At 41.7% G+C, this 21192-nt stretch carries 20 protein-coding genes; 12 read left to right on the forward strand and 8 right to left on the reverse strand.

Going from position 1 to position 21192, the window contains the following annotated elements:
* Positions 1-622 precede the first annotated feature (622 nt).
* The 4 genes from QA601_15105 (at position 623) to QA601_15120 (ending at position 3846) form a co-directional block, all read left to right on the forward strand.
* Entirely contained in the window at positions 623-961 is a 339-nt protein-coding gene (locus QA601_15105; GenBank protein MDG5816423.1) for a winged helix-turn-helix domain-containing protein, read from the forward strand.
* Positions 962-979: 18 nt separating this feature from the next.
* On the forward strand, positions 980-2188 hold the full coding sequence (locus QA601_15110; protein ID MDG5816424.1) for an MFS transporter: 1209 nt from the start codon (positions 980-982) through the stop codon (positions 2186-2188).
* 87 nt (positions 2189-2275) lie between these two features.
* Positions 2276-2770, forward strand: coding sequence for a 5-(carboxyamino)imidazole ribonucleotide mutase (gene purE, locus QA601_15115; GenBank protein ID MDG5816425.1), 495 nt, complete (start codon positions 2276-2278; stop codon positions 2768-2770).
* Positions 2770-3846, forward strand: a complete 1077-nt coding sequence (locus QA601_15120) for a 5-(carboxyamino)imidazole ribonucleotide synthase (protein ID MDG5816426.1) — start codon at positions 2770-2772, stop codon at positions 3844-3846. Before purE ends, QA601_15120 begins: the two co-directional genes overlap by 1 nt.
* Before the next feature lie 424 nt (positions 3847-4270).
* Here QA601_15120 and QA601_15125 read toward each other — a convergent pair whose 3' ends face one another.
* A complete protein-coding gene (locus tag QA601_15125; protein ID MDG5816427.1) occupies positions 4271-5176 on the reverse strand; it encodes a cache domain-containing protein in 906 nt (301 codons plus the stop codon).
* Positions 5177-5327: 151 nt separating this feature from the next.
* Entirely contained in the window at positions 5328-6692 is a 1365-nt protein-coding gene (locus tag QA601_15130; GenBank protein MDG5816428.1) for a M23 family metallopeptidase, read from the reverse strand.
* Between the two features lie 251 nt (positions 6693-6943).
* Between QA601_15130 and hisA the strand changes: the two genes are divergently transcribed.
* Together hisA and QA601_15140 are read left to right on the forward strand one after the other, a co-directional pair.
* On the forward strand, positions 6944-7723 hold the full coding sequence (gene hisA, locus QA601_15135) for a phosphoribosylformimino-5-aminoimidazole carboxamide ribotide isomerase (protein MDG5816429.1): 780 nt from the start codon (positions 6944-6946) through the stop codon (positions 7721-7723).
* A gap of 2 nt (positions 7724-7725) precedes the next feature.
* Positions 7726-8757 (forward strand): FAD:protein FMN transferase, encoded by a 1032-nt coding sequence (locus QA601_15140; GenBank protein ID MDG5816430.1) that lies wholly within the window; start codon positions 7726-7728, stop codon positions 8755-8757.
* 34 nt (positions 8758-8791) lie between these two features.
* Here the strand turns inward: QA601_15140 and QA601_15145 are convergent, their stop codons facing one another.
* From QA601_15145 to QA601_15170, 6 genes are all read right to left on the reverse strand, one after another.
* Entirely contained in the window at positions 8792-9223 is a 432-nt protein-coding gene (locus QA601_15145) for a hypothetical protein (GenBank protein ID MDG5816431.1), read from the reverse strand.
* A 90-nt stretch (positions 9224-9313) separates the two neighbouring features.
* Positions 9314-11605 (reverse strand): hypothetical protein, encoded by a 2292-nt coding sequence (locus tag QA601_15150; protein MDG5816432.1) that lies wholly within the window; start codon positions 11603-11605, stop codon positions 9314-9316.
* Positions 11606-11625: 20 nt separating this feature from the next.
* Positions 11626-12435 (reverse strand): right-handed parallel beta-helix repeat-containing protein, encoded by an 810-nt coding sequence (locus QA601_15155; protein ID MDG5816433.1) that lies wholly within the window; start codon positions 12433-12435, stop codon positions 11626-11628.
* 37 nt (positions 12436-12472) lie between these two features.
* On the reverse strand, positions 12473-13279 hold the full coding sequence (locus QA601_15160; protein ID MDG5816434.1) for a right-handed parallel beta-helix repeat-containing protein: 807 nt from the start codon (positions 13277-13279) through the stop codon (positions 12473-12475).
* 139 nt (positions 13280-13418) lie between these two features.
* Positions 13419-14381: a radical SAM protein gene (locus QA601_15165; protein ID MDG5816435.1), complete on the reverse strand. Its 963-nt coding sequence runs from the start codon at positions 14379-14381 to the stop codon at positions 13419-13421.
* Positions 14382-14393: 12 nt separating this feature from the next.
* A complete protein-coding gene (locus QA601_15170; GenBank protein ID MDG5816436.1) occupies positions 14394-15530 on the reverse strand; it encodes a glycosyltransferase in 1137 nt (378 codons plus the stop codon).
* A gap of 103 nt (positions 15531-15633) precedes the next feature.
* Between QA601_15170 and acpS the strand changes: the two genes are divergently transcribed.
* The 6 genes from acpS (at position 15634) to QA601_15200 (ending at position 21184) form a co-directional block, all read left to right on the forward strand.
* Positions 15634-16014, forward strand: a complete 381-nt coding sequence (gene acpS / locus QA601_15175; GenBank protein ID MDG5816437.1) for a holo-ACP synthase — start codon at positions 15634-15636, stop codon at positions 16012-16014.
* A 176-nt stretch (positions 16015-16190) separates the two neighbouring features.
* A complete protein-coding gene (locus QA601_15180) occupies positions 16191-16874 on the forward strand; it encodes a Crp/Fnr family transcriptional regulator (protein ID MDG5816438.1) in 684 nt (227 codons plus the stop codon).
* Positions 16852-17622 (forward strand): PASTA domain-containing protein, encoded by a 771-nt coding sequence (locus QA601_15185; protein MDG5816439.1) that lies wholly within the window; start codon positions 16852-16854, stop codon positions 17620-17622. Before QA601_15180 ends, QA601_15185 begins: the two co-directional genes overlap by 23 nt.
* 96 nt (positions 17623-17718) lie before the next feature.
* Positions 17719-19461, forward strand: a complete 1743-nt coding sequence (locus tag QA601_15190; GenBank protein MDG5816440.1) for a tetratricopeptide repeat protein — start codon at positions 17719-17721, stop codon at positions 19459-19461.
* 16 nt (positions 19462-19477) lie between these two features.
* Positions 19478-20188 carry a hypothetical protein gene (locus QA601_15195; protein ID MDG5816441.1) on the forward strand — a complete coding sequence of 237 codons (711 nt, stop codon included), beginning with the start codon at positions 19478-19480 and terminating at the stop codon, positions 20186-20188.
* Positions 20189-21184, forward strand: a complete 996-nt coding sequence (locus QA601_15200; protein ID MDG5816442.1) for a PorV/PorQ family protein — start codon at positions 20189-20191, stop codon at positions 21182-21184.
* The last annotated feature ends 8 nt before the right edge of the window (positions 21185-21192 follow it).

A 21192-nucleotide genomic window follows, 5' to 3' on the forward strand; every position in this document is an offset into this window, starting at 1 on the left:
CACTCTTAAAGTGTAGAAATAAAGTAAAGAAAATAACAGCGACAATAGCCAAAGGAAGGCTGATCTTCCATACACAAATATTTGAAACTGTATTGTCGATTCCAAACCAAAAAACCGACATAACAAACGAAGTTAGTAAAATGAAAAAAGTAACGATCGTCTTTTTTTTCTCATTCACATTGTACTCCAATTTTTAAATGTTAAAATGATCTATCAGCAAACAAAATCCCAGTAAAATCTTATGAACGATACAGCGTGTTTCTTTTAATTGGAGTAAAGAAAATTACTTAACCCATATTTTGGAAAGATACCTACTCTGAGAAAAATAACTAAATGTTGGAGCCGAAAGTACATTGTTTGTAACAACTTACGATTTATTAATATTTATAGTCTTACATATAATATACTGCAAAATCAAGAAAGATTAAAAAAAAAGTAAGTTTAGCTGATATCTTCCCGAAAAGTTACAGTTATTCAAACTGAATGCTGAGTGTTTTTTCTTGTTTAAGAAAAAAAATTCGTGTATATTTTTACGTGAAATTTAGTTGTGTTATCAATTTTCAATAAACTCAAACTAAATAGTAAACAATACTTCTACTTCTAATCCACACGTTGTTATTGTATGCATGAATTTAAAAAAAATAAAAACAGTTGGACTTTTCTAACTAACCATACCCATGTTTTACTGTGCCTTGCGCGTAAAAACACGGTTCGGGTGCGTGAGATTGCTTTAGAGGTGGGGATAACGGAGCGATCTGTTCAACTTATAATTTCAGATTTGGTTGATGCCGGATATATTGAGCGAAAACGTGAGGGAAGATGTAATAGTTACAGAATAAACGGAACGCTTAAGCTCCGACACCCATTAGAGCAACACAAGAGTATAAATGAGGTGATAGAGTTACTTAAATCTTCTTCAGAACATACCGATATAACTGAGCCCGAAGTTGAGTCAAATTAAAAGGAAGGTTAACAAAACATGAAAAGATGGTTTGTGCTTATAGCAGGAGTGATGTGTCAAACTGCTCTGGGAGGGATTTATGCCTGGAGCACATTTGTACCTCATTTTGTAAACACCTATAATCTGACCAATGCACAATGCGGGCTGATTTTTGGTGTTATGGTTGCAACTTTTACGGTCGCAACCCTGCCTGCAGGAAGTCTTCTTGTTAAGGTTGGTCCACGTATAACGGCAGGAATCGGAGCACTACTTTTTGCTGCAGGTTATGTACTGTCCTCTTTTTCCGGAGGAAATTATCTGTTTTTGATTGCCAGTCTTGGAATAGTAGTAGGTACAGGTATCGGTTTTGCCTATGTGTGCCCGCTTACGGTGGGCATGAAATGGTTTCCTGAGAATAAGGGTCTTGTGACCGGTATTTCGGTAGCAGGATTTGGAGTAGGAGCGATACTTCTCTCCTCAATTGCTGAGAGACTTCTTCTTACAATGGATGTACTATTGGTGTTTCGTATAATTGGACTGATTCTCGGGGGACTGGCATTTGTATCGGCAATGTTTATGAGTGAGCCATCTAAGCAGAAAAATTCCGGCCAGGGTGTTCAGTCAAAGGTTAGCATACGAGCCTATCTGTTCTCTTCGCAGTTTCTGCTTATCATCTTTGCGATGTTTGCAAGTACTTTTGCAGGGTTACTAATCTCGGGAAATCTTAAACCGATGAAGCTTAGTTTAGGGCTTAGTGATGCTCATGCTACCCTCACCATTTCGCTTTTTGCTATTGGAAATACTATTGGAAGACTTGTTTGGGGACAAATACACGATCATTTAAAATCACGTAATACGGTTGTTATCTCACTTCTCTATCTTGGGGTATCGGTTCTGCCTATTTTATGGGTGAGGGGGCCTACAGGGGCATTTCTTACATCTGCACTGGTTGGGTTTGGTTTTGGTGCCAGCTTTGTGGTGTACGCTTCATCTGTGGTAGAGAAGTTTGGGGTCGACCTCCTTCCGCGTCTCTATCCGATATGTTTTATGGCATATGGTTTTGCAGCCCTGATAGGTCCCGCAGTGGGTGGATGGATGGCTGATCTTTCCGGCTCCTATTCATATGCATTAATTTCAAGTGCCGGAATTGTGTTTTTTGCACTTGCACTTATTTATATTGGTTTTTCCAAAAAAGGGACGGGTCAAACTGCTGATGAACCACTTGAAGCTGTCACTTCAGAAATGTAGCTGTTACTACAGGCAAATTATTCATCGGTATGATCGGTTTTACTACTTATTTACAGCAGGGTTTCAAATCGAGGAAAAAGGAGTAAAATGATGCAGCCATTGGTAGGTATAATTATGGGTTCTGTCTCTGACTGGGAGACTATGAGCCATGCTGCCCAAATCATGGAGGAGATGAAAGTACCTTTTGAAGTTGAGGTTGTTTCTGCTCACCGTACCCCCGACAAACTATTTGAATATGCAGAGAGTGCAGAGGCTCGTGGTATAGAAGTTATAATTGCGGGTGCTGGTGGTGCTGCTCATTTGCCTGGAATGACTGCATCAAAAACCCCAGTGCCAGTACTTGGGGTGCCGGTGCAATCCAAAGCTCTAAACGGTATGGATTCACTTCTTTCCATTGTTCAGATGCCAGCGGGGGTACCGGTTGGAACAATGGCCATAGGCCGTTCAGGGGCAATTAATGCTGCTCTTCTCGCCGTCTCGATTTTGGGCAATAAACATACCGAGTTTCGCAATGCATTGAATGAATACAGAAAAAAACAGACCGACACTGTACTGTCCAAACCTGACCCAAGGGCTAAATAATGAACATTGGAATTCTCGGTGGTGGGCAACTTGCCCGTATGCTTGCCCTGGCCGGACATCCTTTAGGGGCCAATTTTACCGTTCTTGATCCTGCAAAGGATGCCTGTGCAAAAGCGGTGGCTAATCATGTGGTTAGTGCCTATGATGATCGTTGTGGGTTAAAGCAGTTTTCTGAATTAGTGGATATAGTTACCTACGAATTTGAAAACATCCCTGCTGAAAGTGTTAGTTTTCTTAAGGGGGAAGTGCCGGTGTATCCTTCATCAGATGCTTTGGCTGTGTCCCGTGACAGGCTTATCGAAAAGAGCCTTTTTCGTGAGTTGGGTATCCAAACGCCCGATTTTGTCGCCATAAATACTGCAGACGATCTCCCGGGAGCATTAAAATCCATAGGATTTCCAGCTGTATTAAAATCCCGGACTCTGGGGTATGATGGTAAAGGACAGGTCGTACTAAATAGCACTGAGGATATTGAAAATTCATTTGAACGGCTAGGTTCTGTCCCCTGTATTCTGGAGGCATTTGTCCCTTTCACAAGAGAAATATCTGTCATCGCTGCTCGATCCCGCAATGGTGAAACGGTCTTTTATCCGGTGAGTGAAAATACCCATAAAAAGGGTATCTTACATCTCTCAGTATGCAAAACTGATGATCCGATGCAAAGTGTGGCTCAGGAGTACTGTAAAAGTTTGCTCGATAAATTAAACTATGTGGGAGTATTGGCGCTTGAGCTGTTTGATGCCGGAGGAAAACTACTTGCTAACGAGATTGCGCCAAGGGTACATAACTCGGGCCACTGGACCATTGAAGGTGCCCAAACAAGCCAGTTTGAAAACCATCTCAGGGCTGTACTGGGGTTGCCTCTGGGTGATGCATCTGCAAGGGGGCACTGTGCTATGGTAAATTTTGTAGGCCACACTGCCGATTTAGAGAAGGTATTGAAAATTCCTGGTGCTCATCTCCATAACTATCAGAAAAAAAGCAGGCCTGGTAGAAAAGTAGGGCATGCAACTATTCTTACAAGCAGCGAAGATATGTTCAACACAAGTCTAAACGAGTTGTTAGCTCTGACATAAAACGCTGGAATCTAAGGTAAAGGGACTTTCTCTTCTTGAAAACTACAGAGACCATAAAGGTGCCATGGTATGGCCTGCTCCTGGCAACTCTTTTATAGATTAGCTAACATCTTCTTAATCTTCTATGGTCACGGCAGGTAAGTCAGAGTTATCAATCCAAAATTTTACCATCCTTATAATGGATGTAGTTGGATAGCATCATTATTTAGCTCGTTTCACAGTCTTGTTCTGATAGAAGAGGGCATTTGGGTACTATCATTTAATGAAGCTCTATTCATAACCAAAAAAGGGAGTTTTGTACAGAGGTTTTGAGTGCTGGTCTGATGATAGCATTTTGCTAAACATGGCTTAGCGGGTAAAAACTAAGCAGGGGAGTGACCCTTGTTCCTGTGAATTTGGAACAAGGGTAAAAAAAAACTAAAGGTTAGTCAGATTCGAGTTCTTTTAAAAGCCGTTCGTTTTTCTTGGCTATGTTTATTTTAACTCCTACGACAGTACCAACCAGACCAATTCCAGCGAATATAAAAAGAAAGATGGGTAAAATAGATCTTCCTTCTTCGTTTTCTTCAGCAACAGCCGTTTCCTCTGTTGTAGCTTCCTCTTCATCTACAGCCGCTGCTAAATCGTTAGCCGACACTTGCTCCTCTTGTGCTACATCTGTTTTATGAGTAGCCTTGAGAACCAGATCGTCGATTCCGGGGACATTTAGTTTTTGCTCTGAGATGTTTTCATTAGCATCCCAATTGTGTGAAAAAATTACATCATCAGAAATGCTTACGACAAAGGGGTCATCGGTTTCTGATGCAAAATCCCGCAGTGATTCCTCCAGATCATACTTGACAACCACTGTTCCGACATATCGCCCTGCTGGATTAAAAAGCTGTTTTGCCCAGAAAAGAAAGTATCTGCCTCGTTCTCTGGTGTAGCCAAAATAGGTTTCATCGGAGTTACTTACAGTTCTGTACCATCTTTGTCCCGAGACATTGCGAGTGGCACGTATTGGAGAACGGCCGCGTATAACCTGGTTAATAAGAACACCATTTGAATTGGTACGCAGAATGGAGTTAATTGAGGGGTGTTCCCGTAGCAATGAGATAAAGTGCTGATCAACATTTCTTAGGTTAGTTGCACGGGTTTGCGGCATTTCGGCAATACTGTTAAGAATTACTTCCAGAGATGAAAAATGCTCCTCCATATCGCTTTTTATGTCTGAAGAAGCGGTGCGAGGTAAAGTCATCAGAAAGGTCAGCACAGTGAGAAGAAATAGCATAGAACGATGATAATGTCTCTGAGATTCGCAAACCGTGCCGATCTTGGGAATAACATTCATATACTGACCTCCATTTTATAGAAAATGTCAAGAATAGATCTTGTGATTTCCCGGTTAGCTGTGAATTGGTTATAGTATATAATAACTAACGCACAGCTTTAAGGCAACGAGTTTGGGCTGGTGGGCGACAAAAGAGTCGCACTTTTTGGGGTCAGTTTTCCTTTTTTTGGGCTAAAATAGAAGGTTGTTCTGTGCTTAGGCTATCCAGAAAAGTATCTATCTCAGCGATCTGATCATTAAGTCTCACTAAGCGTTCACCCTCAAGCTTTGGAGTTGCAATCATACGTTTTTTAAGAGGGTCCATCCAGGAGCCGTTAGGTCTCTTAAATCCAAAATGTAAATGTGGTCCTGTTGAAAGTCCTGTGCTTCCAACGGTTCCGATAACCTGTCGACTTTGAACTCTCTGCCCTCTTCTTACTGAGCGCCTGTGGAGGTGCAGGTAATAGGAGGTGTAATTGTCACTGTGTCTTACAGCAATGTAATTTCCATTGGTTCGGTTGTAGGCTGATTTAACCACAACACCTTCTGCAACTGCGTAAACCGGTGTTCCGGTAGCTGCTCGGTAATCTACCCCCCAATGCATACTTCGTACACCAGTAATTGGATGGCGTCTCATACCGTAAGGAGATGTAATATGCAACCGATCAAGAGGGTATCTGAGACCAGAATAAATAAGTGCCTCACCTTCTCTGGTATAGTGGGCAGTATAGGAAGATTTTGGATCGAAGTCTTCATATCGGTACGCTTCATGAGTTCCTGCTCTGACACCATTGTAGTGCGCATAAAGTACATGGCTTTCAATTCGTATTGAATCCTGAAAAAAACGCTCTCTAAGCAGCACCTTAAATCGATCTCCGGCGCGCGCATCGGTTCTGAAAGATATTTTGCACTGTAAAATTCCATTGACAACACCAACCATTGATCCGGGGATTTCCATAGCTCGAAGTGTTTGGTCAAGTGATGCTCCCTGTTCCAAAACACCCTCATAGATTCTATGTTCAATGGTTGTAGGGTGGTCGATGCGCTGATACACAAACTCGCCAGATCCATCATCTTTTAATCGATGCTCAACAGAGGGGTTGGGCTTGTAGGAAAAAGATACCACTCGTTCGGGTTCTGTAGAATCCATAAGTGCTTCAAATTTTTCTGCCACTCTGTGATTTACAATTTCAACTGTGTCTGTAAGTGTGTTAACAATTGCGAGGCTCATAACTGTGGAAATACCCATATCATCCAAAACTTGAAACATGCCCTGTCCGGGACCAATTTCACCCCTTCTGACATAGCGCAGATACGCTAAATCCTTTTTCACTAAATCGATCTCCCTGTTTAGGGAATCAAGGTATTCAGTAATTTCTGAAAGCTCTTGATCTGCTGTATTGCTTGCAAGTGATGGTGAAGAATTTAATCTGATTACTGTTATTGCAAGAATAACAGGAATAAACAAGGTAAAAACTTTGAGTATATTACCAACTTTTTTCTTTCTTTGTAACCTATATCTTCTCTTTTTAATCATAGGGCATACTTCGTTTTTAAATGTATATCGTACGTTTTGTTTCGGTTCTGAAAATATTTAATAGAAATAACCATACCAGTTAACGTCAACGTGGTTTGGACTGTGTATGATAAAAATATACAAATATTACACTATTTAGCAAATTTGAATACAACTATCTTTGGGACCGATTGTAATAAACGGGTACAAATATAGTATTTTTATATGCTTAGACTGAAAATTGTTCTCTGTACCAGGAAGGATATAAGATAATGCGCTTCAGACCATGTATTGATCTTCATCAGGGAAAAGTGAAACAAATAGTGGGGGGATCGCTTTCGGATGCCGATTCTGAGAAACTTATAACTAATTTTGAATCACCACGATCACCTGCGCATTTTGCTTCGATGTATTGTGACGATAAATTGTATGGCGGACACGTAATAATGCTTGGCCCTGGAAACGAACACGCTGCAAGTGAAGCGATTGCTGCTTTTCCTGAAGGATTTCAGGTTGGTGGTGGTATTAATGCTGAGAATGCAATGCGTTACTTAGATATTGGAGCATCACACGTAATCGTTACCTCCTATGTGTTTTTTGGGGGACATATTCAATGGGAACGGCTTGAGGAGCTGGTACGGGCTTTGGGTAAAAAGAGAATCGTTCTTGATCTAAGTTGCAGAAAAAAGGGTGATTCCTACGTTATAGTGACCGATCGATGGCAGGTCCTCACGTCTCAGACCATAAATGCTCAGCTGCTTGAAAAACTTGGCTCCTATTGTGATGAGTTCCTTATTCATGCAGCAGATATTGAGGGGCTCAAAGGAGGGGTGGATCAGGAGCTGATTGCACTGCTTGGAGAAATATCACCACTGAATGTTACCTATGCAGGTGGAATACGATCAATTCAAGACCTCGAGATCACAAAAGAGCTGGGGAAATCACGAGTTGATGCAACAATTGGCAGTGCTCTTGATATATTTGGCGGCACATTGCCTTATAAAGAAGTCGTTCAGTGGCATAACAGGCAACAAAACAAAGAACAGGCTTAAAAATGAAAAAAAGTACAACTATATTGAATGCTTCCTCTGCGTTAGCTTGTGCAGTAATTTTCTCTGTTATGATTTCTTGTGGGGGAGATAAATTGGTGCAGAAAAGCCATATTTTCTATCGTATGGATACAGTTACTGAAATAACTATCTCTGTTCCAAGGAGCTTTGATGTTCAAAAATTATGGGAAGATATCGATACGTATCTTGCAGTAAGTGAGAGAAGATTTTCTGTCACCCACAGCGATTCAGAGGTCAGGGTAATAAATCAAAGAGAGAGTGATAGTGTCGCCGTAGGTGAGGAACTTGCAGAGATGATAAGTGCTTCTCTTAAGTATGGCCAGGAGCTTCAGGGCGCTTTCGATATAACGATCTTACCGATTAAAGAATTGTGGGGTTTGGGAGAAAACAGTTTTGCATCAGCGCGCTCTATACCTGATTCGGCTCTTGTTCAAGAAACCCTTGAAAAGGTTAATTACAAGGGGGTTTCCCTTTCAAAATCTATGGATTCTGTTTATTTCGCGTCCTCTGAGTTAAAAATTGATGTAGGGGGGGTAGCTAAGGGCTTTGTTGTTGAAGAACTTCAAAAATTATTGGAAAAAGAAGGGGTGAACGACTACCTTATTGTTGCAGGAGGTGATATTGCCGTATCAGGAAGAAAAAAAGATGGCACACCGTGGGTAATCGGAATACAACATCCAATTGATCGTTCTGCAATGATCGGCAGAGTTGCCATTGATAGTGGTGCCATAGTTACAAGTGGAGATTATGAACGATACAGAGTTGTCGATGGTATCAAATATCATCACATCTTTGATCCTAAAACCGGTTATAGCTGTAATAAAAACAGAAGCGTAACTGTCTGGACTCAACGGGCCATTGATGCTGATATCTTAAGTACCGGGCTTTTCTGTATGGATAAGGCAGAAATAAAAGCCTATGTTGAAGCCAATTCTGATATTGAGTGTTTGGTCGTTGATGCAAACGGTGATATCTATGTTAGTGAAGGATGGAAAGATAAGGTTGAGTTGTTTTAGATTTCACCTTGTGCACCTTTGGCGCCAAGAGGTATTAAAACAGCTCAATAATTGCCCTGTCTTTTCTTGCATCAAGTTCTCTGACGCTCATTATGACTTCGATATTGCCTGAAGGGCCATCCTTAGTTAAAAAGTTATTATTGCTATAAATTGTATCTCCACTGAAATGTAGCTTTATGTACTCATTTTGAACCATTCTATGATCTGGTCTGATATACAGGGTATCATTAACAGTTCGGCTTACCTCAAACTCTTCTTCTATAGTTTTGCCAGTTTGTCTTCCATAAACTTTAATTGAGTGATTATCGATTCTAAAGTAGAGGCTTTGAAGGTTAAACCCTCTGCTCCGGTCACCTTCAGGCCTTCTCTGAGTTACTAAAATACCAGTTATCTGATAATAGCGGGGGCTAAAAAAGGGGTAAGCCAGAGTGATTAAAAATAAAATCAAGAGAGTGGCTTTTTTCAATTAATAACTCCTGGTAGTGTTTCATTGTAAAAAAAAAGCAGTTGCTCCAATTGGAACAACTGCTTATGTGCTGATCAACAGAGGAGGTATTTACTCATCATCCATCTCTTCAAGCTGTCTTCTCAGCTCTTCAAGTTCTCTGTCCAGCTCTTCTGCTTCTTCTCTGCTTCTATCATCGGTATGTGTAGTAGCTGCTCTTTGCGCACGAGCCCATGCATAGTTAACATCGTCTTCAACCTCTTCAAAGGATCTTGAGAAGAAGGTGTTACGCTGGAACTCATCCACAAACGTGTGGAATTCATCGATTTCGTTACTGAAGTTTTGCTGATGATTATGAAGGCTGTCGAGCTGTCCCAGTACAACTGCAGACTGACGTGCTTCACCCAGTTCGAGAACCCTGTTTCCAAGCTGTTCGTAGCTCGATCTTGTCCTTTGATAGTTAGATCTACGCTGGGACAATGCATCCTCAGAGGGTTTTTGATGAGTTTCAAGGTAGTTAGATGCGTCCTCAAGAAGAGAAGCAGCATTACCATCTTGACCCTGCATCATGAATGAATAAGACTGCAGGAGTTTACCTTCAGCTTTGAGCACATTGTTAGTAGCCACATCAACAAGTTTAGAACCAGCTTCTCTTAAATCAGCCCACTGACGAGCCTTTAGAGCGGTCCAACCAAGCCCCATAAGGGCGTCTTCATAATAGTAGCTGTTGCTTGGTACTTCCCTTAAAGCGGTTACCGCTCTTGCAAGGGCACCTTCAACACTGAGGTCTTCATAGAAGAGATATCCAAGAAAAACATAGGAGCGGTTAATGATCTCCTCCTCTGCTTTATTTCTTGGCTCAATTTGAATACAGTGCTCAAGATCACTGATCGCTCCCTGAATATTATCATTAAGCATATTCACTACTGCGGCAGAATGATAGGCGAAAACATAATCAGGGTGTCCTTCAGGGATTTGTGTAAAAAGCTGCCTTGCACGACGATAATCTGATTCTTGTATAGCAGCCTGGCCCATAATGTAGTGAGCATGGTATTTTAAGGAATCTGGTACACCAAGTTTATTGAGCTCATTAAACTGCTGTTGGACTTTGCCCCAATCCTGCTGGCGGTAGTATACTCTCATAAGACTGAGGTCTACATATGGAACGGTTACGCTTCTTGAAAAATCCGCTTTTGCCTGGGTAAGCGCTTCTTCGGCTGCTTCCTGCAAATCCAGCTCTTCCAAACATCTACCGATATATTTGCTAACCCAGTCATTAGGTCCAAAATCGGGATGTTCGAGTTTTATCTGCATAAAGATAATGTTAGCGTCCCAGTATCTGCCTTCATAGAATAACTCTCTTGCCTGATTATATGCCTGGTTAGGACCAAGGCTGATCAGACGAGCCATTTTACGGGCATAAATTTCTTCTCTGTGACGACCAATATCACTTCGTAAGTATACCGAAACCGGAGTTGCATCGCCTTCAGTCATATTGATCAGCTGAAAAAGTGCCTGAAGATCACGTCCTCCTGTAAAACTGGGAATGTTAAAACCAACCCCAAAACCGGTGTAATCGAGCCCGGTCTCATCGTTGAGGCCAATAAGACCATAAACATTACCCATTCTCATTACCCAAAAACCGAGTTTAGCAGTCAGATCCCAATCGGTTACAACTCCATCTTCAAAGTTTTTCCCATCAGCGAGAAAATCCTTCAAAGTGAAATCGACACTGCTTTCAATTCTGTTTTCCCAGTAATTAGAGATGAGTGAAAACCTTAGTCCTCTTGCATAGCTCTCTTCAGAATCATTTATAACGTTGATCAGGTTGTTTGTGGAAACACCGATCATGTGATCACCGATAAGCGGATTACGTAGCGCTCTGTAAGTTAGACCAATATCTGCACCGAAACCTGTACGAGTGTCACTATCGGGACTTGGAACGTTTTGAGTAATAAAGTTTACATTCGCACCAACCGTGAGGCGGTTCCAGATGTTGTTGGCATAGGTAAGGACAAAAAAGTTATTCTGATCGCTTATTGTTTGACCCGTTTCTTCAATTATGCCATCTATGACCCGTGTCCCATCATATGGGCTTACGCCAAGACTGTACCATGAGAGTCCTACAGCCTGATGTAATCCAAGTGGTACAGTCACACCCAGTTCAATTTTATTAAACTCACTTAATGTGTTAGAAAAGAGAAACCGCACAGATGTATAGTTCTCTTCATTAATGTTAGCAGGATTAGAAAGAGCCGAGCGAGATGCAAAAAGGTATCTCCATCTTTCAGTAAGCAAATGTTCGCCGGGAAGGCCGGCGGATCTAACTGAATTAAGAATTCCCATCCCGCAGAGGATTGTCAGGACAAGAATGGTCCTTGGGGTTCTACGGTTAATCATCATGGTTATATATCCTTATGAATTTAATAGTTTAAGCGCGCACCAAGATCTTCATTATCAGAGCTTTTTGTCTTGCAGCAAAGAGTCGGATCACTCTTAAAGTTCATACTCGTTCGTGGAGCAATGAAAGCCGGATCAAAAGAGAAATTTCCCGGTGGATAGGGATGTGGTGAGTAAAGATTGCGATAAAAATTATTATCCACAACCTGTACATTTTCCTCATGATCAAGCACTTTAAGACCGAATCTTTCATTATAAGCTACGACATTGTTTTCAATTATCACTTCAGAATTTCCACCCAGTGCAATTCCATGATTACCATTAAAAGCGATTGAGTTATGGTTTATTGAAGAAGCAGTGGTTCGCACATCCCAGCCCTGAATTCCCGAGCCGCGGTTAAAGGCGATGATGTTGTCTTCAATAACAGGCAAGTGTCTAACAGTAATAATACCTGTTTGCCAGTTATTAACTATTCTGCAATCTCTGATTTCAACACCCGGTCCGTCAGAGAAAATGCCGATGGTGCCATTTTTGATCTCAAAACCAGAAATTATGTTATTGCGTCCCATAGTAACTACAGTTCCTTTTCCACCGCCGTCGATAACAGCACCGAACAGTGAACGAGAAATCAAAGCTACCCCAGGGGCCATCAAAACATGCTCGCGATACACACCCCTCTCAACCCAAATAGTATCACCTCTTCTTGCATGGATCATAGCTTCGGAGATAGTACTTGCTTCAGCCGAAGGGACGGTAATGCTTGCTGCGTAAGTTTGTGAAAACATCAATAAACCTACAGCACACGATAGTGCGGTATAAATACCGATCTTCATAAATTAAACTCCCGTGTATGGTTATAAACGTTCAATATCAGTTTACCAATCTAGCACCAAGATTTTGGTGGTTTTTTCCCAGACCAATACTTTTTGATTCACTCATCAGGTTAAAATTCATACGCTGAGCATCGACAAACATCGGATCATGGGAAACGTTATCACCGGGAAGTGTACCGGTGAATTTTGTGTTATTAAAAAAGTTGTTACCGATCAGATCTATTCGCACCGTTTCATCAGATGCCCTGATGCCAAATTGGTCGTTAAGCGCGATAATGTTGTACTCTACAGAAATATCTGAATTTCCACCCAGTGAAATACCATGATTCTTGTTAAATGCAATAGTGTTATGACTAATTACTGCACTGGTTGTTCTTACGTCCCATCCCTGGATACCGGAGCCACTGTTATAGGCAATAACATTATCTTCTATTTTAGGTAGATGACCCACTGAGAGAATACCGGATTGCTGGTTATTCACGATAAGATTTCTTAGTATCGCCGCTTGCGATGAACTTGAAAAAACACCGATCGTTCCGTTTTTAATTTCAAAACCAATAATAACGGAACCAGTGCTTAAGGTCACAACGTTTCCTCGTCCACGTCCGTTTATAACAGCTTTGAATTGATTTTCTGCTCTAAGAATAACTCCGGGATTTACCTGGACCTCTTCTCGGTATATACCATCCTTCACTAATACCGTATCACCTCGTTTCGCAACACTCATGGCTTCAGTAATACTTGTAATACCTTCAGACGGTACGATAACAATGTCCGCATGTGCAAAAAACAGAAAGCAGATGCACATCAACAATGCGTATTGAAAGTGAGATTTGTGGTTCATACAACCCCTCGGTATCAGTTTATTCGATTAAGTAGCCAACTTCTCCGGAACCCGGTAACTTAATCATTCATATAATTTAATTTAGTTCTGACCTGTAGGCAACAAAATACCTTAATTATAAATCAATTTATGTTGTTCTTTATGGCAATGGCCTCTTAAAATGAAAATATTTATCCCATGCATATTTTAACTTGCTTGTAATCGATACCCTAAAATAGCGATCGAACCGATACTGGTATGAAGGATCCATATAACAGTTTATATGGCACCCCTCACAAAAGCTATATGTTCCCTCATTTTCCTTTGCACGTCTGCGCCTTTGCCCACTTAATCGATTAAAAAGGTCGCCGTCTACGGGCACCAGCTCTTCTCGATGATGATAACAGGGAAGTGCCATGGTATTATCGGGTAATAGTACTACAGTCGATGATACCGCACGACAGCGTGGAGCTTCTATCCGATTGCCTCCCCTTTGGCGCAACACTATATGTGCTTTGTTTAAATATACACCTCTTCGTTTTGAAAACTGTACTGCCTTTTGATGTATTTTTGAATCTAATTGATCGGCACTTTCGATTGCAAATACCGGATCAAGGATAATCATCACCTTCTTCTCTCTGGCTAAGCGGTATACCCCTTCAAAAAACTCGAGGTTTTCCTGAGTATAGGTGAAAAGTATATCAGGGATCAACCCCTTATCCAGAGCGACATCGATACTGGAAAGGACACTGTCAAAAGAATCACATCCTCTGATTTTATTATGTTGTTCGGCACTATCAGCATCAAGACTGAAATGCAGAAGATCGATTTTCCCTCTAAGGTTATCGACTTTTTTCTCAAAAATGGTACAATTGGTGGTGACTGAAGTTATATAGCCAAGCTTTTTTGCATAGGATAAAAAGTCGGGTAAAAGGGGGTGAAGTAGTGGCTCTCCACCAGTGAAATCTACAAATTTACACCCGGCTTTGCGTGCGTGTTCAAGATTTAAAAAGACTTCAGAGCTTTTGGCATCAGTCTTAGGTAACTGTTGCCAGATATCGCAGAAAGTACATCGTGCATTACATCGGTTTGTTATATAGTAGTGAAGAAGGATAGGTTTCACGAAGTTTTACCCTCAGCTCACTCTTCGGCTTTTCCATTCAATCTTTGAGCCGCTTACGAGCAGTAGGCCAAAGATAATAGTTTCTACTATCAGGAAAATATAATAAAGAGGGAATAAAGCAACCATTTCTTTAGCTTTAAAAGCTTTAAAACCTGATGCAACGAAAAGCCACGTTAAAAGAAAGTTTAACATTGCCACAACTTTAACTGAGAGGGGCAAAGTGTCTGGAATAATCGCCAGAAAAGTAACATTTTGGGCAAAAAACAGGAGGGCGAAAAACAACAGGCTCCCCCCGCCTCCAAGGCCTCCCCGAGCCCAGCGTCTGGCTTGATTTGAGAAGGATCGCAATGATGGGGATGGGTATGTAAATGCTTTGGGGCTAAAGGGGACCTGAGCCCTGGTTTTGTATCCGTTTTTTCTGAAGTGATACAGAAGTTGCCGGTCTTCGATTATGCTGTAACCAATTGATTTTTGCCCTCCAATCCTTAGATAGTTTTCTTTTTTGAAGATGATGTTGTTGCCCATGCATGAGCCGGTGATATGTGCGGCTGAAAAGGCATGAGCAAAGCAAAAAAGGGTTTCAAGCTGAAAGGATTCGAGCCGGGTCAATAGTGTACTTTTTTTCTTCTCGATTATTGATGTATGTCCAAATACAAAATCACACTCATGGGCCATGGAAGATACAAGCGATGAGACCCAGAGTGGATCAAACACCATATCTGCGTCAGTAAAAACGATTAGGTCTGTTTGAGACTCCAATACACCGAGATCAAGAGCTTGTTGTTTACTGGTCAGCTTAAGGGTTGGATCGATCGTTAAAGGGATAATTCTGGCAGAAAGGTTATATCGGGCACAGAGTTTTTTTAAAATTGAGCTACCTTCATCTGTTGAGTTGTCATCGATGAAGATGTATTCTATTTTATCATTATATTTTTGTTTGCTTAAAGAGCTAACCAGTGAAGGCAGTTTAGCTGCTTCATCTCTAAAAGGTATGATGACAGAAACCGGTGAGAGGGAAGCGGTGGATTTGTTTGGATTGTGCGCGCGGCAGTGATAAATCCAGTTAAGAATAGTGAATAAAGCTATAAAAAGGGTGTATAGAAGCAGTAGTATCGTTAAAAGGGTGATTAGAATTGTTAAATCGGGCATTTAGCAAGTGTGCCTTTGATTTTTCTTTTATTACAGGTGCAAAATTTTTCCTTATAAAATATACCAAAGAACTAAACAGAGCAAATGATAACCATGGGGTACTATGATTAAAGGTTTGGGAGTTGATATAGTTGAAATAGCGAGAATATCCAGACTTATTGATAAGTATGGGGAGCTTTTTATAGAGAAGATTTTTACCCAAAAAGAGGTTCAGTGGTGTGAAACAAAGGCCGTTCCTGCTACTCATTATGCGGGAAGGTGGGCGACTAAGGAGGCCTTTTATAAGGCGTTACCAGACTCAATTCAGCCCTTTTCTACCTGGAAAAGTATTCAGATTGTACCTGATCACAGGGCCAAACGTCCTGTTATTGAGATCATCGACATGGAGTTGAGCAGAAAGCTTAAAGAATTTTCTGTAGAAACGTTTCACCTTTCAATCAGTCATGAGCGTTCCACCTGTATCGCAACAGTTATACTGAGTTGATTGAACATTACCCCTTTAGTAGCTATGATTACTTTTTTTGCTATTTATAGGTAGCCGTTAGTTTATATTTTGGGCGATTTACTATATTTGTAGAGGAAAATGAGCTCAGGGGATGAACTGAAGAGGTTCATTATGCTATATTTTTATAGTATTTAACAGGAATAATTACTAAAGAGATGACTGCCGAAGAAATAGAATCACTGGCCTCTGGTGTACCGTTGTTTTCCAATCTGGATACCAACGAGATTAGAACTGTTTGTTCCGCAATGATAGTCAGAAAATTTGAGGCACAGAACTCTATTCTTTTTCAGGAGGATGATGAGAATCTTTCATTTTTTATCATTGCTTCGGGATCGGTTCATGTAATAGTGAATTCCTCTGAGGGGAAACAGGCGATTCTTGCAACCTTAAACAAGGGTGATTTTTTCGGTGAGATGGCAATTTTGGATGGCGAGCCAAGAAGTGCCTCGGTTGTGGCTGCACAGGATTGTGTAGTAATGCTTCTATATAGAAGTGTTTTCCTTCAACTTCTTGAGGCCTGTCCCAAAATTTCTATCTCTATGCTTAAGGAGTTATCTCGTCGTTTGCGCAAATCCAACCGCCAGATAAACACTTTATCGCTAATGAGTGTGTATGGGCGAGTTGCAGAAGCGATAATCGAATTGGGAAAGGAGAAGGGGGTACGGGTTGGCACTACGACCGTGATTTCAAATCGCCCCACTCACCAGCAGATGGCTGATATGGTAGGCGCGAGCAGAGAGACTGTTTCCAGGATACTTTCACAGTTGCAAAAAAAACGATATATCACTATAGACAGAAGGAAGTTGGTGATTCTTCATGAAGAAAAACTATACTATTAGTATACCGGCAGGTAAGTTTTGGAAATTGTATGTACCTCTTACAATCGTTTTGGGTTGTATAGGGTTGTTTTTAGGACTATTTATAGTAGATCGCCTGGTGATGCCAAATATTGTTGGCGTAAACAGAGGTATTGTGCAGGTGCCGGATATAACCGGGTTACAGTTTGATGAGGCCAGAGACAGGTTGTTGAGTGTTGGGCTTCGCATTGAGCGGCGCGGCAGGGAGTTTAATGATGAGGTGGAGAGTGGGGCGATTATTACTCAGTTGCCCGAAACTGGTAAAGAAGTGAAACAGGGCAGGAGAATTGCTGTAACTGTAAGTCGTGGTAAAGAGATTGCCACAATACCAGAAATGATAGATTATACCGAAAATCAGGCTCGTTTAAGGTTACGCAGAGAGGGTTTTACTGTGGGGTCGGTACGAAGGATCTATTCTGAATCAAGAGATGCAGATAAAGTAATCGATACCGACCCACCGGGTGGAACAAAGATCTCCCGCGCTATGGAGGTTACTATCCTGGTCTCCAGGGGTGCACGGCCCACCCACACCGAAGTGCCAAATCTAATCGGTGAGAACCTTGAAAGTGCACGTGAGAGAATCGAGGAAAATGGTCTTACAGTGGGGCAGGTAAACCATGAAAATAATCCCTCTCTTAGTCCTGGCACGGTTATTTCTCAATCAGTATCACCTGGAACACAAGTGCCTTTTGAGAGTTCAATCAATCTGGTAGTTTCTGTAATTCGTTAGTCGTTATCGATTTTTCCGGTAAGGTAAGAAGAAACAAAAAAATAAATAGTTTGCACAAGGCGTAATCTGGTTTATGTATTTAGAAAGGGCTGGCCTGTGGTAAAAAAAAATGTTACAAAGAGAGCTGTTTCTTTGCTGATCTGGTTAGTGTGCCCTCTGATTGTACTATCATTAACCGGTTGTGCAGCAACAAAAAAACCTCAGTTCCCGGTAATACTTCCCAATGCCCAGATGGATTCCGACTCTGTAGTAGCGCTCAGGCGGGCGCAGGATTATTTCATTCGTGCCAGAAGTGAAGAGCGACAGGGGCGGGAACTAATGGCCAGACGATTCTATGAGATGGCTTTTGAGTTGGATCCTACCTCAGAAACACTTAGAGATATACTCCTTAGAAGCTATCTTCAAACCTCAGATCTGGAACCCGCATTAGAACTTTTAACCACCAACAGAGAGCTTCATGAACTTACTGAGGCTGAACTAAGGCAGCTTGCTTCAGTCTATTTTGGGTTAAAAAAGTTGGATAAAGCAGCGCAAGCATTGGAAATAATTGAGCAAAAGAGTGAAGAAGTAGTCTACACGTTGAGTCTGATCTACGAATCGATGGGAGAAGTGGAAAAGTCCCTTGAGCTGTTGTCGGAGTTTTACTTTAACAATACAGCCTCTTTTCAGGTCGGGTTGCGCCTTATTCGTTACAAAATGCAGTTGGAACAGTTTGAAATTGCAGACTCTGTTGCCGGGCTGCTTTTCCAACACCACCAGGAAAATGCTGTACTTTTGGCGTTGCGCGGGCAAATCAAATCCAGAATGGGACAATTTGACTCTGCCATAGAGTATTACGAATCGGCACTGGAGCTTGATCCTGAATTGGAAGAGGCGTTGCAGGGAAGCGCTCAGGCCTATGTTCAAAACGAGGACTATGAAGTTGCCATTAAAGCCTATGAACGACTTATTGAATCGAGTCCCAGCGGCTATTTATACTCTACCCCCCTTGCGATACTCTATTTCTATGAGCAGGAATTTGATCAGGCTAAGTCATTACTTCTAAAATTGCTCGATTACTCTCCCAATAATCCCGATTTAAAGCATTATTTGGGGAAAATCTATTTAGCAAAAGGGATGAGAGATACTGCCTATTCGCTGCAACATGAGGTACTTAAGGTCGACTCAACCCACGCCGGAGCAATAGAGCAGCTTTCGTTGCACTATCTTAGAAGAAGAAAGTATGAGAAGGCCACCGAAATGGTGGAAAAATATGTTAAGCACTACCCTTCAAGGATTATGGCAAGAAGGCTTCAGGGATACATATTTATTCACCAGGAAGAGTTTGCTAAGGCTGCGGAAGTCATACAAATTGCACTCGAAAAGGACAGCACCGATTTTTATCTCTGGTTTGAACTGGGGAGTGCATTAGAAAGAAGTAAGCGTTATGATGAAGCATCAGATGCGTTCAGAACCGCACTTACGATTAAACCAGCAAACCCTTTGGCGTCCAATTATCTTGGCTACATGTGGGCAGAACAGGGAATAAATCTCGATTCCGCCAGGATTTTGATTGAGGACGCGCTTAAAGCTGATCCTCGAAATGGTGCGTACCTTGATTCCTATGCCTGGGTATTTTACCAACTTGGTGACTATCAAAAAGCCCTCTTCTATCAGAACAAAGCTCTGAAACGACTCAATAATGATGCTATTCTTTTCAGCCATTTGGGGGATATGCTTTATGAGTTGGGGAACTATAACGATGCGCTTGAAGCCTATAAAAAGAGTCTTGATCTTGGTTCGGATGAAAGTGACCGAATCCGAAACAGAATTATTGAATTAAGATACTTTCAGGAGTAGAAAGGCTGGTAAGAATTTGTACCGCAAGAGTTTCCTGTTTTCATTTTTCTTACTTATCGCTATTTTCTTTGGATGCACACAGCGTCCAGCACTGCAGCTCGATGCGGCGTCATCTATTGTAGCCCCCTTAAGCCATCCACAGCCCGAGTTTAAATCGTTTAAAGGATCTGGAGATATTTTTATCTCCTATCAGGGGCGGCGAAACAGTGGCAAAGCTGATGTTATTTTGGATTCTAACAATAGTTTCAGAGCAATTTTCTACTCTCCCTTTGGAACACAGATTGGCGTTGTCGAGGGTGACTCTGTTGGGGGGAGAGTTGCAATGGATGGTGAAGACTTTTATATATTTATGGATGAAAAACTGGGTGCCCTTGATTATACCTGGGCTCACTCTTTGACCCTTTCTGAGTTTATCAGTTTTCTTTTGGGTAAAATGCCCGAAAACGGCACTATCCTCAAAAGTAGACCAGATTCCATTGTAAATGAATCCAGAAGGGCTAAGTTGTTATGGTACACAGAAACGGCCGATGTAACGGCAACCGTTCTAAGGCGTACCGAAACACTTGAAACCGTAGAATTTAACTACACGTCTGCTGATAATAAACACTGGTCTGTAACATTTAGTGCTTTTAACGATGGATTTCCCAGGGAAATTACCTTTATGGATGACAGCAGCAACTATGTTTTTATCAGATACGACTTTATCTCTGCACAACAGGTTTCCTGAATGAAAAAAATTAAAATTACGATATCCGCTCTTCTTCTATGCACTGCTTTAGTTTACTCCCAGCACTCTCGTGCAGGTACCGTCGCTTTCCCTTTTCTTAATTTGGGTTACGATGCAAGGGCTGTGGCCATGGGTGGTGCCGCAACTGCGGTTCCAAACGATATATATGGAGTGCTTTCAAATCCTGGTGCTATTGGGTTTGTTCAAACATCTCAGATTATGGCTGGTTTTCGTCCGGTAGTTATGGGGGTATGGGGTGGTCCTTTAGCCTATCTTGGTACATCTGATCGGTATGGCAATTTTGCTGCAAACCTGATTGTGTTATCCAGTGGAGAGATTGAGGAGTTTAATGAGCGGGGTGAAGCAACAGGAGGCCATGCCAGAAGTGATTACGCATCAGTAGCTGCAAGCTGGGGTATGAAAGTGCTCGATGATCTCTCTGCAGGTGCCACTTTTAAGTGGATCTATAACAGGCTTGGAACCGAAACCGATCGGTATTTTGCAGACGGTTTGGCACTTGATGGTGGTATTCAGTACCGAACAAATAACAACCGGCTTATCCTGGGACTTGCAGTTCAAAACGTAGGGTTCATGCGCTCGGGCTACGACTCCAATTCTTACCCGCTGCCCACGGGGATTAGTGCTGGAATCTCCTATGTGCCGCAGAATACAACCAATTTACGACTCGCTTTGGATGTGGATAAAAGGAGAGGGGATTATCTTAATTTCAGACCCGGTTTGGAGTTGATGATTCTATCCGATGTGTTTCTCAGGGCCGGCTACAATTTAAGTTCTAAAGACCTTGGCAACGCTATCGATGTATTGCGTGGTGAAAGAGATGATACTTACCAAAAAAGTAACATGTCTACTCTTTCCATCGGTGGGGGAGTCATTACTGGTATTCAGAGAACTGAACTTAAATTGGATATGGCCATTCAGTTTTATTCAGATGTATCCAGGCCAGCGCTGCTCTTTTCTGTTATCTCGGCATTTTAGCCCCGAAA

Source organism: Chitinispirillales bacterium ANBcel5, from assembly GCA_029688955.1.
GTDB classification, from domain to species: Bacteria; Fibrobacterota; Chitinivibrionia; order Chitinivibrionales; family Chitinispirillaceae; genus Cellulosispirillum; species Cellulosispirillum alkaliphilum.